The organism is Streptomyces sp. NPDC042259, from assembly GCF_055582085.1.
On sequence record NZ_JBVJDW010000016.1, the window covers coordinates 1 to 15,663 of the forward strand.

At 70.3% G+C, this 15,663-nt stretch carries 15 protein-coding genes; 3 read left to right on the forward strand and 12 right to left on the reverse strand.

Features of this window, described 5'->3' with window-relative positions; translation table 11 throughout:
• Positions 1-360: 360 nt before the first annotated feature.
• The 4 genes from ACZ6MA_RS30765 to ACZ6MA_RS30780 form a co-directional block, all read right to left on the reverse strand.
• Positions 361-645: a DUF6415 family natural product biosynthesis protein gene (locus ACZ6MA_RS30765; protein WP_469437801.1), complete on the reverse strand. Its 285-nt coding sequence runs from the start codon at positions 643-645 to the stop codon at positions 361-363.
• A 347-nt stretch (positions 646-992) separates the two neighbouring features.
• Positions 993-1,433, reverse strand: coding sequence for a DUF6415 family natural product biosynthesis protein (locus tag ACZ6MA_RS30770; protein ID WP_469437802.1), 441 nt, complete (start codon positions 1,431-1,433; stop codon positions 993-995).
• Between the two features lie 94 nt (positions 1,434-1,527).
• Positions 1,528-2,157 (reverse strand): GNAT family N-acetyltransferase, encoded by a 630-nt coding sequence (locus ACZ6MA_RS30775; protein ID WP_469437804.1) that lies wholly within the window; start codon positions 2,155-2,157, stop codon positions 1,528-1,530.
• Between the two features lie 499 nt (positions 2,158-2,656).
• On the reverse strand, positions 2,657-2,866 hold the full coding sequence (locus ACZ6MA_RS30780; RefSeq protein WP_469437806.1) for a DUF5999 family protein: 210 nt from the start codon (positions 2,864-2,866) through the stop codon (positions 2,657-2,659).
• A 264-nt stretch (positions 2,867-3,130) separates the two neighbouring features.
• On the opposite strand from ACZ6MA_RS30780, the gene ACZ6MA_RS30785 reads away from it, so the two are divergent.
• Both ACZ6MA_RS30785 and ACZ6MA_RS30790 read left to right on the forward strand, forming a co-directional pair.
• The gene (locus tag ACZ6MA_RS30785) at positions 3,131-4,552 is read left to right on the forward strand and encodes a helix-turn-helix domain-containing protein (RefSeq protein WP_469437808.1); all 1,422 of its coding nucleotides are present in this window, start codon (positions 3,131-3,133) and stop codon (positions 4,550-4,552) included.
• A complete protein-coding gene (locus ACZ6MA_RS30790; RefSeq protein ID WP_469437809.1) occupies positions 4,549-5,430 on the forward strand; it encodes a phosphotransferase enzyme family protein in 882 nt (293 codons plus the stop codon). Before ACZ6MA_RS30785 ends, ACZ6MA_RS30790 begins: the two co-directional genes overlap by 4 nt.
• 156 nt (positions 5,431-5,586) lie before the next feature.
• Here the strand turns inward: ACZ6MA_RS30790 and ACZ6MA_RS30795 are convergent, their stop codons facing one another.
• From ACZ6MA_RS30795 to ACZ6MA_RS30805, 3 genes are all read right to left on the reverse strand, one after another.
• The gene (locus tag ACZ6MA_RS30795) at positions 5,587-5,865 is read right to left on the reverse strand and encodes a hypothetical protein (RefSeq protein WP_469437810.1); all 279 of its coding nucleotides are present in this window, start codon (positions 5,863-5,865) and stop codon (positions 5,587-5,589) included.
• A gap of 637 nt (positions 5,866-6,502) precedes the next feature.
• Entirely contained in the window at positions 6,503-7,000 is a 498-nt protein-coding gene (locus ACZ6MA_RS30800) for an NUDIX domain-containing protein (protein ID WP_469437812.1), read from the reverse strand.
• Between the two features lie 58 nt (positions 7,001-7,058).
• A complete protein-coding gene (locus ACZ6MA_RS30805; RefSeq protein WP_469437977.1) occupies positions 7,059-8,906 on the reverse strand; it encodes an ABC transporter ATP-binding protein in 1,848 nt (615 codons plus the stop codon).
• Positions 8,907-9,251: 345 nt separating this feature from the next.
• Here ACZ6MA_RS30805 and galE point away from each other — a divergent pair, with 345 nt between their 5' ends.
• Entirely contained in the window at positions 9,252-10,247 is a 996-nt protein-coding gene (gene galE / locus ACZ6MA_RS30810) for a UDP-glucose 4-epimerase GalE (RefSeq protein ID WP_469437814.1), read from the forward strand.
• Positions 10,248-10,395: 148 nt separating this feature from the next.
• Here galE and ACZ6MA_RS30815 read toward each other — a convergent pair whose 3' ends face one another.
• The 5 genes from ACZ6MA_RS30815 to ACZ6MA_RS30835 all read right to left on the reverse strand — a co-directional run bounded on the left by ACZ6MA_RS30815 (position 10,396) and on the right by ACZ6MA_RS30835 (position 15,663).
• Positions 10,396-11,223, reverse strand: a complete 828-nt coding sequence (locus ACZ6MA_RS30815) for a phytanoyl-CoA dioxygenase family protein (protein ID WP_469437815.1) — start codon at positions 11,221-11,223, stop codon at positions 10,396-10,398.
• Entirely contained in the window at positions 11,220-13,355 is a 2,136-nt protein-coding gene (locus ACZ6MA_RS30820; RefSeq protein WP_469437816.1) for a phosphoketolase family protein, read from the reverse strand. The genes ACZ6MA_RS30815 and ACZ6MA_RS30820 overlap by 4 nt, the downstream gene beginning before the upstream one ends.
• Positions 13,345-14,007 carry an L-threonylcarbamoyladenylate synthase gene (locus tag ACZ6MA_RS30825; protein WP_469437818.1) on the reverse strand — a complete coding sequence of 221 codons (663 nt, stop codon included), beginning with the start codon at positions 14,005-14,007 and terminating at the stop codon, positions 13,345-13,347. Before ACZ6MA_RS30825 ends, ACZ6MA_RS30820 begins: the two co-directional genes overlap by 11 nt.
• 28 nt (positions 14,008-14,035) lie before the next feature.
• Positions 14,036-14,815, reverse strand: coding sequence for a phytanoyl-CoA dioxygenase family protein (locus ACZ6MA_RS30830; protein ID WP_469437820.1), 780 nt, complete (start codon positions 14,813-14,815; stop codon positions 14,036-14,038).
• A gap of 65 nt (positions 14,816-14,880) precedes the next feature.
• Positions 14,881-15,663, reverse strand: a complete 783-nt coding sequence (locus ACZ6MA_RS30835) for a class I SAM-dependent methyltransferase (RefSeq protein ID WP_469437821.1) — start codon at positions 15,661-15,663, stop codon at positions 14,881-14,883.

The following is a 15,663-nucleotide window of genomic DNA, read 5'->3' on the forward strand; positions in this document are numbered from 1 at the left end:
AGGTGCGCTTCTGCATGGACAGTGCCTTGGCCCCTTCCTCGGTCGTGAGCCCCTCCGCGACAGCCTCAAGGACGCGGACCTCTGTGGCGGTCAGCCGGGTGAAGTCCTCCACCCGGCGGTATCCGCTGATACCCGGCATGACATTCCTCTCAAATAGAGACCAAAAACCTTTTGCGGCGTGATGTGCTGTTGCCGCAACGAACCCTGGAGGGCCGGACCCCAGGACCAGTTGTGCGGGCGGGGCCATTGACCGACTTGCCGCCGCCGCGCGGCCTCGACAGGCCTGCGGCCACCCGTGCTCCAGCCACCGGTCGAGGCCTGCGGGCGGGCTGTGCCACGGACGGATGGCGGGCAGTTGCGTCATCCCTCGTCCTCGTCCAGCACATCGAGCAGGCCCAGGGCGATCAAGGCGAGCCGGCGTAGATACGTCCATGCCAGCCCGAAGTCCGTGGGCGCGACGTCTTCCAGCAGGATGTGCGCCCGGCCCGCTGCCGCCTTCGCCCCGCGACGATGCTGGAAGTGGCATTGCCCGCTGACGGCCACCAGTTGGGCCAGGTGCTCGCGGAACCGCCTGGTGAGCACCTCCACGTCGGACCTGCCCGGATCGGCATGCTCACCCAGCACGGCCTCAAGGTCGTCATACATGGCATCCAGGGCCCGGGACCCACACAGCCCCGCCAGGAGCCTCTCAACGAGATCCAGTCCCCTCGAAGCCGCCGCGGCCTCGTCCAGTGGACCTGCGGTGCGTATGACCCCCAGCGCCATATCGAGGGGCAGGTGCTTCCCACAGGAAGCCGGGGAACGCACGGTGCACGCACAGGGCTCACCGGTACCCCTCCGCCCAGGGCGTGACGGCTCCTTTGGAAACGGTCCGGCGAAGTCCGGTGCCCACTGGCTGGCCTGGCCGCTGGCTGGGGCCCGGCGTGTCTGGTGCCGTCCGGCGGGACGGCGGTGACACGCCCGCTGCCCAGGTAAGGCGGGCCTGCTCGCGCTCATCGCGGGTCTCCGGTGAACTCCAGGAGGTCCAGAGTGGCCAGCGCAACACGGCGGAGGTAGACGAGCGCCGGTAACGGATCTGAGGGCGGGGCCACGATCAGCAGATCGCGGGCCCGTCCGAGCGCCCGGTGTGCCTCGGTGCCCGCAGTTGCGGCCACCAGGAGCCGGGCGGTGTCGGCCAGCTGACGCAGGACAGGGACCAAACGGCGGGTGAGCTCACGGATCTCGTCTGCGCCCGGAGGGGGGTGCACGGCGTGTTCACCGAGAACCGCCTCGAGATCCTCGTACACAGCTCCCGCCCGAGCGGCGCCCCCGAGCCCCCCGACGCCGGCGCCGTCCGGCTCGGCCAGGCCGCGCCAGGGCAGCGCCGGGACACAGCTGTCGTCCCACCGCGGCATGGCGCACTGCGGCTGATACCGGTTGATGTCAGGGAACACCGTGCGAGGCGACAAGAGATCCTCCAGGACAGGCTGCTGGTTCGTGCCGTGAGCGTTGCGCGCCGGATGTCGAGGTATCGGCGGGGTGTCCCGGTCAGGCGGCCGGGGTGCTCTCCGCGATGAGCGCGGCGAGCGACGGCTCCCGCCGGGGACAGTGCTGGAGCAGATGGACATGGCGGCCCCCGCGGAGCACCGTCTCCACACCGCTGCAGTGCATGTCGTCACGGACGTAGCGCATCAGCCGATCGGAGCGGGTGACGCCGCGCAGCCAGTCCACTCCACCCAGGCGCGCCGCATAGTCCAGGGCCCACCACACCATGAACCGGCTCAGTCCCTGGCCGCGGCACCGGGGGTCGGTGAAGAGGGCTATGACACTCAGCGCCGGTTCGGCCAGCTGCTGCGCCGACCAGCCCTGCCCTGGGGTGGAGCCCAGCAGCGCGATGCATCCCAGGAGCCGGGAATCCTCGCGCAGCAGCCACACGATGGGGCGGCCCGCCTCGGTTTGGCCCAGGAGGTCCACGACCGTGGCCCCAGGAGCCTCGATGCCGCCCCGTGCTCCCTCGCCCAGCTGAAGAATCCGGTCGCGGATCAGGTCTGAGACCGCCCGTCGGTCAGCCCCGGTAGCCGGCTGCATCTCATAGACCGCGGCATGCCCGCGCCCGTGCGCCCGGACGGGGCCGGGCGGGGTGGGTACAGCGCCGGTGCGGTGGCCGGTGTTCTTCATGCGAGAGAGCTCCGGATCAACGAGGTGGTGACATGCATGTCGTGCAGCCGTGCGGGCCACTGCGTACCTGACGACGCCTGCGTCGATCGGCTCAACAGGCCAGCCACAGCGCGTCCTCCCCGCACGCCGCCCGGCCCGTGTTGCCCACGCAATCCGCTCACCGAGAGGGGACTACGGTGCCAGGCAAGCCGCCGGGGCGGCGGGCAGACCGGGGGTGTACCGCCAGTGGGTGACGACCTGGCACAGCGTTTCCTGCCCGGGGCCGTAGACCAGGAGCCGGAACATGCCAACCTGCTGGTCGCACTGTCAGCGAGCAGGGGAAGCACCAGGCGGCGGCTGATCCAGGGTTCGATGCGGTGCGCGGCGCCAAAGGCCCGCAGGGTTCCAGGCGTGCACGCGAGCGTGTACGCGGTACCCCGGCCCAACGGGCTCCGGGCTCCGTGCCAGGCACCGGGGATGTCCGCCAAGGACAGCGGCACGCCACCGTGGGACGGCGCGCTCACGCGGACGCCGCCGCATGCTGGCCCACCGGGCGGTGGGGCGGGACGATGCCGCCGTCCGGCAGGAGCGCCCCGGTGTCCTCGAAGCAGAGAAGGCCGTTGCACAACAGGGCCCACCCCTGCTCGGGGTACCAGGCGGTACAGTGCGCGGCCTCGCGGTCGGAGGCGTGCGCGCTGGGGCACAGCGGTGTGTGCGAGCACCTACTCATCACGTTCCCTTTCACGTCGGGGCGTATCTGGCCCGCATCTCGCCCATCGCGATCTGGTGACGTAGGACCGGTGCACTGATCGGGGTGCATGGCAAGCCAGGACTGCGGGCATGTGCGTACAGCTCCCGTGTATCGGGTGGCGAAGTGTTCGGACCGGGAGGGCAACTCTCGTGCCCCCAGGGGCTGTTGCGCACGTCAAAGTGTGCAATATTGCAGACCGCTGCAATATTGCAGAGATACGTACCGCGCCGCCGGGAGTGGTGTATGCCGCACACACAGCAGCCCCAGGACAGACAGCTCGACACGGAGCGCGGGCAGCCCCCACAGACCGCACCAGCCCTGCCCTCAGATATCTGGGCCCGTCCCGACGTACGCGAGGCCCTGGCCGCCACGGACTTCAGCGCCCTGTGCCGGGCGCTGCGCCAGCACTCCGGATGGCGCCAGCAAGACCTGGCCGCCCTCGCCGGGGTACGCCAGGCCTACTGGTCGCAGCTCGAACACGGGAGGCGCGGAATGCCCTGGGCCAAGGCCGCAGGGTTCCTGCGTACCCTCGGGGCGCCGACGGCACTGCTACCCGCCGGCCCGGACCCCAGAACTCCCGCAGCCACCTGTCACCGCGCGCAACGCTGCCCTGGCGGTTCGGTCACCGCTGCAGACAGCGGGACCAGCTTGTCGGCCCTCAGTGCAGCCGGCGCTGACTCCTCCCTGCAGTTCGTCGAGCTGATCACATCGAGCGCGGTCGACTCCGACGAGCTCGAGTACCTGTCCCTCCAGCTGAGCCGCCTCGCTAGCGCTTACGTCCACAGCCCGCTGCTGCCCCTCTTCGAAGACCTGATCAAGGTCCGAGACCGGATCTTCGACCACCTCCGGCACCACCAGGGCCCCGCCCAGACCCGGGTGCTCTACCGCCTGGCCGGAACGGCCTGCCTCCTGCTCGCCCACGCATCGCAGAACATCGGCGACGAACACTCCGCCCTGGGACAGCTCAGGACCGCAAAGACCTTCGCCGAACAGGCCGACCACACCGGCCTGCGCGCCTGGACCCGCGGCACCTACGCCCTGTTCGCCGAATGGTCACCACGCCGGAGACAGGCGCTCGCCTTCGCGGAAGAAGCCGCCCGCCTGGCTCCACCGGGTGACTCCCGTATCCGCATCGCCGCCATTGCCGCGCGCACCGCCGCCCGCCTCGGCGACCGGGACCGGGCCCTGGCCGCCCTGACAGCCATGCGCGCCGCCCAGGCCCAGACGCCCGTCGAGGACGAACTATCCGAGACCGGTGGGATCTTCACCTTCCCCCGCGCGAAGCAGGACTACTACACCGGCACCGTCTACAGCCTCCTGGGCGACCACAGCCGGGCCGAATACCACGCCACCCGAGCCCTCCAGCAGTACGCCGCCGGGCCCGCCGAGGAACGCTCCTACGGCGACGAAGCCCTCGCCCTCACCGACATCATCACCGCCCGCCTGGCGCACGCAGACTTCACATCCGCCGGCCGGCTCCTGCAACAGCTCGTCGACCTTCCCGCCGCCCTGCGCATCCGCCAGCTGGGAACCGGCCTCCACCGCATCCATTCGGTACTCAGCCAGCCGCAACTGCGCACTACCCCCGCCGCCCGTCACCTGGCCGAACTCACCCACGCCTACAAGGTCATCGAAAGCGCCGACCCGGTACCGTCCGTGCGGTGACCACCACCACAGCACAGTCCAAGGACGCGGCCCAGGCCGCCTGCCGGGCCCTGGGAATGGACCCACGCGGCCTCACCCCGCTACGCATCCATGCCACCGCCGTCTACCTCCTCCCCGGTCAGGAGACGGTCGTCAGGGTCAGCCCGGGGTCCAGGGCCGAAGCCATCGAGAGGGCCACAGCCCTGACCCGCTGGCTCGCCGACCACGATTTCCCGTGCGTCGAGCCCCTGCACCGGCCGGTGCACCACGAGCACCACGTCGTCAGCTTCTGGCGCCACTACCCGCAAGGCCAGCGTGAGCAGCCGCCGGCCGAGCACCTCGGCGGTCTACTGCGACAGCTCCACGATCTCCCGCCACCGCCCCTCGACTTGCCGGTCTACCAGCCCCTGGCCACGCTCCGGCAGGCAGTCGCCGGCAGCAACTGTCTGTCACCGACCACACGGACGTGGCTCACCGAGACCTGCGACAACCTGCTCCGCGCCTACCAGGACCTCGAATCCCCCCTCGGCACCGGCCTCGTACACGCAGACGCCTACCCGGGCAACACCCTGTGGGACGGCAGGGACGGCACCCTGGTCCGCCTCGGAGACTGGGACGAAGCCGCCACCGGGCCACGAGAGCTCGACCTCGCCAACACCTACCAGGGAACCCGTTTCGGCCGGACACCCGTAGAACTCGACGCGTTCACCCGCGCCTACGGCTACGACCCGCGCGCCTGGGAAGGGCTCCCTGTCCTGATCGCCATACGCGACCTCCACACCCTGGGCTCATTTATCAGGCGAGCCGACACCGGAGACACCCAGGCCACCAGGCAATTGCAACACCGCCTGGACACCCTCCGCTCCGGAGACACCACAACGCGCTGGGACATTTTCTGACACCCCGGTCTCAGTCGGCAACACGGTGCAGGCATGCCGAACAGGTGTCCGCGGCTGCTTGCCCCTTCATGAGCACACGCCGGTGTCTCTTCGTGCCGGTCAGAGTGTGGGCCAACGGTCCCACGACCGCCGCCGGAGGGCTCGCTGCAGGCGTGATCAGGTGGCGCTTGACCGGCCCTCGCGGACGTCAGCCGGGACGTGGACTGCCTCTGCGGCAGCCTGGATCGCCGCCGACAGGGCGGTCGCGTGTGCCGCGCGCGAGATCTCATCCTGAGCAAGCGCAGCTTCGACGAAGTCGGCCATTTCCTTCTTACCGTGTCCGAAATCAGCGGACGCTTCTCGGAGGCGGGGGTAGACGGCTGCGATCGCACCGGCGATGCGCTCCTGCCACTGCAGGGTGGCAGCCTGCGCCCCCGGCCCGCGCAGCTGGTCCATGACCACGTCGTAGGGAGTATGCACGTGGCGCAGGTAGTTGACGCACCAGCGGCTCAGGGGCGCTTCGCCCGCCGATCGGGCAGCCGCCATTGTCACCGGGCTCAAAGGGTTCCGCTCGTTGTAGTGCTGGACGGCCCGGCGGCACACCCCCCCCAGGACCAGCGGGGCACCGAGATAGGAGTGGCGGTGACCAGCTCCATCAGAGCAGCCGCATGCCCTCCTGCCATGGCCTCACGGGCCGCACGCCGGGGTGCCTGGGCTGCTTTTACGGCAGATGAACGCAGGCGGGAGGCCCGCCGCCACTCCTGCCACTCGGGTGAGGCTTCCACGCAGGCGACCCGCTCCACGGCATAGAGGTGCATCGGGGCAGCCCCTCGAAATCGTGGGTTACAGCGGGTCGCGTCGGGCGGATCGAGGAAGCGGCGCACTCCAGCGTCCGTCCACCCCCGCGTCTTCAGCGCGGTGACCGTGGCGTACTCGATTTCTCGGCCCATAACTGCAATATAGGATGAAAGTTGTGTATGGGTGAGTAAGCGGGCAAGGCAGGAAGAGCGTGTTCTCAAGGCTGCGCGGGAGTGACGCTGCCTGACACCGGAGAAGCCGGGTGCCCGATCTGCCCGCCCCGGTCCCGCCGCTGTTACCGGATGTCCGCCAGGTGACTGGCTTCGCGCAGGTAGGGACACTGCCCGCCACGCAGTACACCGGTGGCGACGGCCAGGACACGGGCCTGTTCCGGCTGCACCAGTGATGCCCACTCTGCGGCCGTGAGCATGCGCCAGTCGTCGTGTTCGTCGGACAGCTTCACCTCGACTGTGTTTGCGTCGACGAGCGGGCCCTTGAAGAGGGTGAAGACCTCGGGGATGCCCTCGGGGTGCATCCCCCAGTCCACGGCCAGTAGCTCAGGCGTAGCCGGCATGGCCAAGCCGGTTTCCTCGTAGGTTTCTCGTACGGCGGTCTGCCATAGGTCCTCGCCTTCGTCGTGACCTCCACCGGGCAGCTGCCACGCGTCCCCCCAGGAGGTGTGCAGCAGCATGATGCGCTGGTCGGCGTCGTGTACCAGGGACGCGGCACATCCGAGGATTCGTGCGCGGCCCGCGAGCCATTCGGCCCGGGGAAGCTTGGGATGCGTGGTCAACGTGCCGTCCTCTCTGAAGACGAGTTGCTCATGCTGGCCGTCTTCCGCATGGGGGATGTCATCGGTCCTGGCTCAGTTCGTAGAGCTCCTGGAACAATCCGCCGGCGGTGACGAGCTGGTCGAATGTGCCCTGTTCGGTGATCCGGCCGTGTTCCATGACGATGATCCGGTCGGCGATCTTGGTGTTCTCCAGCCGGTGTGTGACGACGATCGAGATCCGGTCGGCGGCCATGGCCTTGACAGTCTGGAAGATGAGGTGTTCGCCGCGGGCGTCCATCTCGCTGGTGGGCTCGTCCAGGACCAACAGGGCGGGTTTGCGGTAGATCGCACGGCCGCAGGCGAGGCGCTGCCACTGCCCGCCCGAGAGCGTCACGCCGCCCCAGACCTCGCGGGCGAGCAGCATGTCCAGGCCCTCGGGCAGTTCTTCGACGACTTCGCGCATGCCGACCGTCTCGACGACGTCCCAGACGGCTTCGTCGTCCCAGGTGGCTGGCTGGCCGAGGGTGATGTTCTCCCGGCACGGCAGTGGCCAGCAGGCGAAGAACTGCGGCACCAGGCCCGTTTGCGCCCACAGGGTGTCGGGGTCCACGGTCGCCAGATCGACGCCGTCCCACAGGACCGCGCCCTTCTCCGCGAGATACAGCCCGGTGATCAGCTTGATGAGGCTGGACTTCCCCGAGCCGTTCTCGCCGACCACCGCCACCACCTCGCCCCGGCGCAGCGTGAGGGAGAGGCCGTCCACGGCCGGGCGGGGCTTGTTGGGGTAGCGGTAGGTGACGTTGTCGAGCCGGATCGTCTCCGGACACACCGGCGCCTGCTCGCCGCCCCGGGCCAAGGCCACCTCTGCGGTAGTCGTTTCGACGAATCGCTTCCAGTCCCCCAGGAAGAGGGAGGAGTGGAACAGCGAGGCGCAGTAGTGCACGACGTTCGTCAGGTTCCCGAGCGCGGTCCGCACCGCCACGACCGCTGTTGCCGAGACCGCCAGGGAGACCTGGCCGGAGACGGTCAGCCACACGAGCGTGGCCCAGGCCCCGGTCAGGCAGATCCCGCCGGCCGCTGCCCCGATGAGGTTGATGCGCACCTGCTGGCCGGCTGCGGCGACGGTGCGCTCGTCGATGCGGCGGCTGAGGGTCTGGTACCAGAACGTCAGGTAGCCGCGCATGCTGTTCGCGCGGACCTCGTTGGCGAGGCTGGAGGTGGTGATGTGCCAGCGCATCATCCCCTTGAGGTTGCGGTTCGCGGCGTTCTCGTAGTGTGTGCGGTGCTCGATCCGCGCCTCCGCCACCGCCCCGAACCCCGACGGCAGCACGGCCAGAAACAGGACCGGCAGCATCAGCGGGTGCAGCACCGTTACCACACCAAAGGCGGCGGCCAGCCGGATCAGCGCGGCCATGAAGGACTGTGCGTCGTACAGCATCCGCTCGCAGCGCATCACGCCGGTCTCGGCGTGCTCGTGCTCCTCCGAGAAGGAGGCCCGGTTGAACGCCGCCAGCTCCACCGACAGCATCGCCTGCACCAGCGCGGTGTCCGCCGCCGTCATCACCCGCGGCTTGAGCCGGGCCACCGCCCAGGCCGCCAGCCCGAACGCGACGCGCCCTACAGCCGCCGCCACCGCAACCACCGCGAGCGCCGGCAGGGCTTCACGCACGCGGTCAGGGACCAAGCCGCCACCCAGGATCGGCACCATCGCCTTCGCGGTGGCCGCAAGCACCACGCCGGCCGCGACGCCGGAGGCGACCTGGCAGCCGATCAGCAGCAGCACATCCCGCCGATCGATCGCCCACGCCATCCGCGCGATCTGCGCAAGAAGCGCCGGGATCTTCCGGCACAGCGCCCAGAACGACGTGTCCTCGAACGCCGACCGCAGCTCCGCACGCTTCTGCCGAGGCTCCACCGGATCCGGCATCGGTGGCCTGTTCAGCGTCCGGGCCTGTTTACCGCCTGATAAGTCTTCCACCTTCCGTTCTCCTCCCCTTAGTTAGGGCGCCCGGTTGAAGGCACCCAGTGCCTAACTGCCTTGACCTCGGATAGTCACGGTCTGGTGTCGGCCCACTTCAGCGCCGGTGATGTTGCCGCACCGGTCCATCGCGCCCCCTGGCAGGAAGAGTTCCTGGCCTCAGCGCGAAGCTTCCCTATTCAGCCGTGATGTTCGAATGATCCGAGTGGTCTGTTCCGCCGGTCCTCTCTGGGCGCCTGCGCTAGCCTGGCTGCTGCTTACCTGCCGTCCTCGAAGGTCCGGGAAGAGAAGATCGTGTCTGTTCTTATTGCCGGGGGCGCCGGTTACATCGGAAGTACCGTGGCGTCGGCCTGCCTGGACGAGGGGATCACCCCGGTGATCCTCGACAGCCTCGTCCGAGGCCGCAGGGAGTTCACCGACGGCCGGATCTTCTACGAGGGCGACATCTCCGACGGCGCCCTGGTCGACCGGATCTTCTCCGAGCACCCGGACATCTCCACGGTGGTGCACTGCGCGGCGTTGATCGTCGTGCCGGAGTCTGTCGAGGACCCGATCGGCTACTACGAAGCGAACGTCACCAAGAGCCTGAGTTTCGTCGGCCACCTCCGCAGGAATGGCCGCGACCGCCTCATCTTCAGCTCCTCGGCCTCCATCTACCAGGCCGACGAAGGCTCCCCTGTCAACGAAGACTCTCCGCTCCGCCCGCAGAGCCCCTACGCGCGCACCAAAGCTGTGTGCGAGGGCATGTTCGCGGATATTGCTGCGGCCGGCCAGATGCGTGTGCTGTCGCTGCGCTACTTCAACCCCATCGGGGCGGACCCCAAGATGCGGACCGGGCTTCAGCTCAAGCGGCCCAGCCATGCCCTGGGCAAGATGATCCAGGCGCACCAGGAGGGTACGGCTTTCGCCGTCACCGGGACCGGCTACCCCACGCGGGACGGGTCGGGAATCCGGGACTACGTGCACGTCTGGGACCTGGCTGCGGCCCACATGGCGGCGATCAGCCGTTTCGACTCCCTGCTCACGGAGTCGGAGCCATCGATGGTGATCAACCTGGGCACGGGCTCGGGTACCACCGTGCGGGAATTGTGCGCAGCCTTCAACCGGGTCGTCGGCACGCCACTCGCCACGGTCGATGCGGAGCCGCGGCCCGGTGACATCGCTGGCGGCTACACCAAGAGCGACCGGGCCCAGCGGCTCCTGGGGTGGACGCCGCGGCTCTCCCTGGAGGAGGGGATCCGGTCCTCGCTGGACTGGATCCCGGTACGTGACGCGATGTTGAACGACTGACCTCGCCATTGAACCCTGCTCCAACGCCTGTGGCTCTTCTCGAAAGGCCCTGCGGAGGGCGACGCCGCGCTGGGGAGGCGGCGTCGGCCGCCCGTTGGCGTTGGAACGCCGGGGGCGCGGGGGAGGTCGTCTCGTCGCACTTGGGTCGTCAAGCGTGCCGTGACCAGGTTCGTAGCGGTATGGCGCCTTTGCCTTTGGCTAGGGATCCGTCCGGGTTGCGGTCGGGTGCTCCGAGGAGCTGGTGCTCGACGGGCGACAGTGCTGGGTCTTCTCGGAGGCTGGTGTACGGGTCGTCGACGGGTTGGAGCCAGCGGTAGCCGTACTGCATCATCACGGAGATCCGGGGCCGGCCGGAGAGGTTGATGCCGCTCGCGTGCCAGGTGCGGTTCTCGAAGAGCACGGCGTCGCTGTTGGTGATGTCCGGAGTGAGGGCGCCTTCGGGGTCGACGGCGCCTTCGGCGATGTTCGGTGGGGCGGTGCTCTGGTGGCTGGCGGGCAGGAACATCGTCAGGCCGCAGTCCTGGGTGATGGGGGTGAGGTAGTGGGCGACCTTGATGGCCATGCGTGGGGTGTGTTCGAGGCCGAGGTCGGCGGTGACGCCGTACATGTCGCGGTGCCAGCCCGGTCGCTCTGGGGTGCGGATGGTGCGCGGCGGGCCCGAGGGCAGGGCGATGAGGTGGGCGGACAGCAGGTGGATGTTGGGGCTCAGCAGGCCGGTCGCCGTGGGCAGGGTGCGCGGGTTGGCGAGCAGGGGCAGGAAGGCGCGGTCGTGGGCGAGGCATCCGCGGAAGCCGTCCTTGCCGTCTCCGCCTCGGTCGCGACCGAGGGTGATGTCTGAGGCCAGGAGGCGCTGCGCACGGAGGAGCAGCCGGCTGCGGACTTCTTCGTCGAGGGCGTTGCGGATGATGGTGAAGCCGTTGCGGTCGAAGTCGGCTATGGCGGCCTGGTCCGGCTGGTGAGGCGTGGTGGTGGTCATGAGGCCCTCCTCCGTGAGGGGTGGGGGGCGAGCGCGGTCGCCTGCTCCCACAGGGATGCCGTGTCGAGGCGGCAGTGGTGGAGTAGTCGCTCGCTGGTGACGGGCTGGCCGGGGTCGCGGTAGCCGAGGGCGGTCAGGCGGTGGCCGGGGTGGCGGCGGCCGAGGAGGGCGTGAATGTCTGCGGGGTAGCCGGTGGTGGCCGCGAGGATCGGGGCGCGGTTGCCGAAGTGGCGGGTGAATGCCTCGTCGGTGAGGGCCAGGGGGCGGGTGCCGGGTTCGGCGAGGACGGTCAGGTCGTGGATGTGCAGGTAGCGCAGCCGTAGTTCGGGCCGGGTGGTGCGCAGTCGGCGGGCCACGCTGGTGAGCTGGCGGGCGGGGAGGTCTCCGGCGGAGACGAGGACGAGGTCGGGTTCCCCGCCGGCCGGGTGGCTCAGGTGCGGCCAGGGGGCGATGCCGTGCCGGATCTCTTCGTCGAGGGTGTCCTGGGGGTGGTGTGACAGGGGGTGCTTGCTGGCGGTGATGACGGTGCACCGGTCGAGTTTGCGCAGGGCGAAGGTCAGGGCTGCGGCGGTGCGGGCGGGGTCGGCGGGGGTGAGGCAGTGGACGGTGGGGTCGCCGGTGGACAGGAGCGAGGAGACCAGGCCGGGGTTCTGGTGGGTGTAGGTGTTGTGCCAGCCGAGGCTGGTGAGCAGGTAGACGATGCTGGGCAGCGGGGGCAGTCCGGCGTGGCGGCGGGCCGCGCGGTGTTTGAGCTGCTGTTCGATGAGGCTGGTGGCCAGCGGGGCGAACGCCTCGTAGCCGGCGACGAGGGCGCGGCGGCCTGTCTCGGTATACCCCTGGGCCCAGGCGTGGCAGAGCTCCTCGTTGAGGACTTCCACCACCCAGGGTGGGACGGTGCCGTTGGGGTCGCGCAGGTCGAGACGGTTCGAGGTGAGTTCGTCGGGGCTGAAGAGGCGGAAGGAGCCTTCGGCGGCACGGGCGCGCAGCACCGACGGGACGGCCTGGGCGAACGAGGCGGTGCCTGTCCTGGTGGCCACGGCGGATGACGCGGCGATGCAGCCGCGCGGCGGTTCGGGCCCGGCCGGGGCGGGAGGGCTTTCGGGCAGTGCCGGGAGAAGGTGTGGGCGCGGGCGGCCGTCGGCGGTAAGGAGCTGCTGGGGCCGGTAGGCGGAGAGCCAGGCCGCCAGCGCCGTGAACTCCTCCCGGTTTCCGGCAGGGTTGGCCAATGGTGTCTTGTGGACGGCTGCCGTACCGGCGATCGGGCGGCCCGCGACGGTGGCTGGGGCTCCGTGCCCTTTCGGCAGGGTCAGGACAAGGACGCTGCCCGGCCCGGGGGAGCCCAGGGGCTTGGAGGATTGCAGGGCTTCGGTCAGGGCGGCGCGGAGCTGTCCGATGCGGGTGCCGTCGCTGTAGACGGGGCGGTGGCCCAGGCCGGTGAAGTAGGCGGTCAGCTCGCGGCGGGTGAGGCCGGCGAGGAGGCTGGGGCCGCCCATGCGCTGTCCGTTGAGGAGGACGACGGGGAGCACGGTGCCGTGGGAGCCGGTGGCGTGCAGGGCGCGGGCGCCGAGCCACGCGGCCGCGGTGGTGCCGGTCTCGCACTCGCCGTCTCCGATCAGGGCGACGGTCAGGCGGTGCGGTGCGTCCAAGGCGGTGCCCTGGGCGACGGCGAGGGCCGGGCCGAGCTGGCCGCCGGTGTGCAGGTGGCCGGGGATCAGCGGGGTGATCTCGGAGCCGGTCGCCGGATGCGGGAAGCCGGTGACCAACGCCCGTAGGCCGTTCGCGGTGCGCTCCAGCCACGGGTGGGCGGCGCCGAGACGGCCGGTGAGGTAGGCGTGGGCCAGGGCAGAGGGCCCGGCATGGCCGGCACCATGAATGACCTGGAGGTCTGCTGTGGCGGGCACGGCGCGCTGGAGCGGGCCGAGCACGGCGAGCATGCGGTTGACCGGAGGGCACACCCCCCAGTGGCCGCCCGGCTTCGGCTTGATGTGGGCACGGACGGGGGGGCTTTCGAGGAGGGGGTTGGCGCGCAGGTACAGCTGTGCGAGGCACAGGTAGTCCAGGGCGTCGGCTACGGCCTCCACCGCCTCGTCGGGCACGGTGCGTTGAGTGTGTTGGGCGAGGTCACTCCACATGCTGTCCTCCTGCAATGGGCGCGCCGCCGAGTGCTGCGTGGACGGCGCGGGTGTGGACGGTGCCTTCGCGGCGTACGGCTGTGGGCCCGTTGGCGGGGCAGTCGACGATGGTCATGTGCTGCCCCTGCGGGCAGATGCCGCCGTCGATCACCGCAGCGATGCGCGCCGACCGGTCGGTGTCGAACGCGGCGACGTCGGCGACCGTCAGGGCGGGATGATCGGTTGGGCCTGCATGGGGCGGGGAGAGGCTGACTGCCGATGCCGCCAGCGGCTCGCCGACCCTCCGGGCGAGCTGGCCGAGTACACCGTCGGGGCAGCCGACCAGCGCCGGTGCGCCGATCGCCCCGGGCGCGGGGTGGCCGGGGAGCCAGGGCAGTCGCAGGGCGAGGTCGCCGGGCCACAGCCCGCCTATCAGGGCGTGTGCGTCGTCGGTTAGGTCGAAGAGCTGACGGGCGGTGGCGGGAGCGCCGATGACCAGCAGCAGCGGTTTGTGGGCCGGGCGCCTCTTGGCCGCGTAGATCGCGGCCGTGGCTCGCGTATCGCTCGCGCGGGCGCACAGCATGTACCAGCGGGCGGTCGGGACAGCGACGAGCTGGCCGGCCGCCATGGCCTGGGCGGCGGTGCCGACGTCACCGGGGGCAAGGATGTTCATCGTGGCTCCTGAACGTCCGGCAGGGTGGTCAGAAGGAGGCCCTGGTGTGGCGTGCGGCGATGGCGCGCAGGCCGGGGTACTCCAGCCAGGGATCACGCAGCGCCTCCAGTGCCTGTGCGCCGTGCGCCGAGTGCCGGATGCGGAAGTAGGCCATCGTCCGGGGAAGTGGGCTGGAGTTGGCGCCCACCCGGTGCGGGACGAGGTGGTGCATCACGATGACGTCGCCGGGTTCGGCCAGGAACGGGGTGCCGGGCTGGGAGGCGACATCGGGCGGAGTCTGGGCCCGGTCGCCGGGGGACCAGCCGCCGGAGAACCACTCGGCCATGCGCCAGTGGCCCGCCGGCAGGTAGTGCAGGGCGCCGGCTGCGGCGGCCGGCAGGCCGGTGAGCATCACCCCGGCGATGAGGGTGAAGGTGCGCAGTTCCGTCGCATCCAGGTGCGGGCAGGCCACGCCGTCGACATGCATCTCCTTGGCCGGCTGCTCGGCCGCGTCGGGGACGCGGATCTGGACCTGGACGGTGTTCACCGGTGCGGGCAGCGCGGGGTGCAGCAGCTGGCCGACGACTTCGGCCAGCCCGCTGCCCTGGTAGAGGTCCAGCAGGTCGGGGTGGTCGGCGAGTTCGGGCGCGAAGGTCCGGTTGGTGTACGCCCGCATCTCCCGTGGCTGGAAGCCGGTGCGGTACCAGTCCTGGACCAGTGCGGCCGCCTGCTGCAGGCGGGCGCCTTGGACGAAGCGGCGGCGGATGAGGACGCCGTCGCGGACGAAGTCGTGCCGGTCACTGTCGGTCAGGGCTATGTGTGCGCTCATGGCGGGCTCCGTGAGGGGTGGCCGCCCGTGCCGGTGCGGGAGTGAACCGGCACGGGCGGGTGTGGTCAGCGGCGGCCGAGCAGGACGGTGAAGACGGCGTCCTCGATGAGCTGGCCGTCCTCGGCATGCTCGCCAAGGAGGGCCAGAGCTTGGGCCTCGAACTTCTCCCAGCGGTCCCCGAACAGGGGCCGGGAGGCGAACGAGGTGGAGCCGAGATAGCCCAGCACGTTCCCCGGGCTCCACTGCCTGCGGACCTCGTAGCGGTGCTCCTCGACGTGGCCGAAGGCCGATTCGCTGAGGATCTCGGCGTAGGGCCGGTCGTGGGCGTTGTAGGTGCTCTGCCCGGCGCGCCGCTCGCTGCCCAGGTAGGTCTGGATCAGGGTGCGCAGAGCGTCGGTCCATGCGGTGCGAGCGGTCCACAGGCTCCCGTCGCCCATCACCGCCACGGTGCCGGTAGGGGCGGTGCAGCCGTCGAGCAGGGCCAGGACCTTGCCCTGGTCCATCCAGTGGAAGGCGCGGCAGATCGTCACCAGGTCCGCCTTCCACTGGTCGCTGGGCGGGGTGAAGTCCTCCGCCCGGACGTGGTGCAGCCGCACCGTCTTGCCCGGCACAGTGGCGGTCAGGGCGGCTTCGGCTTCGGCGATCATGCCGCCGTCGGCTTCGACGATGTCGAACTCGGCGAACGCCTCGTGGAGCGCGAGCGGGACCTGGCCGGTGCCGGATCCGAGGTCCAGCAGCACCGGCGAGGCGACGCCGCTCACCGTCTGGGTGAGGAGGGAGACGGCTTCGGCGGGGATGCCGGGCCGGAAGGTGCGGTAGTAGCGGGCGGTGCCTTCGAAGTGGCTCAC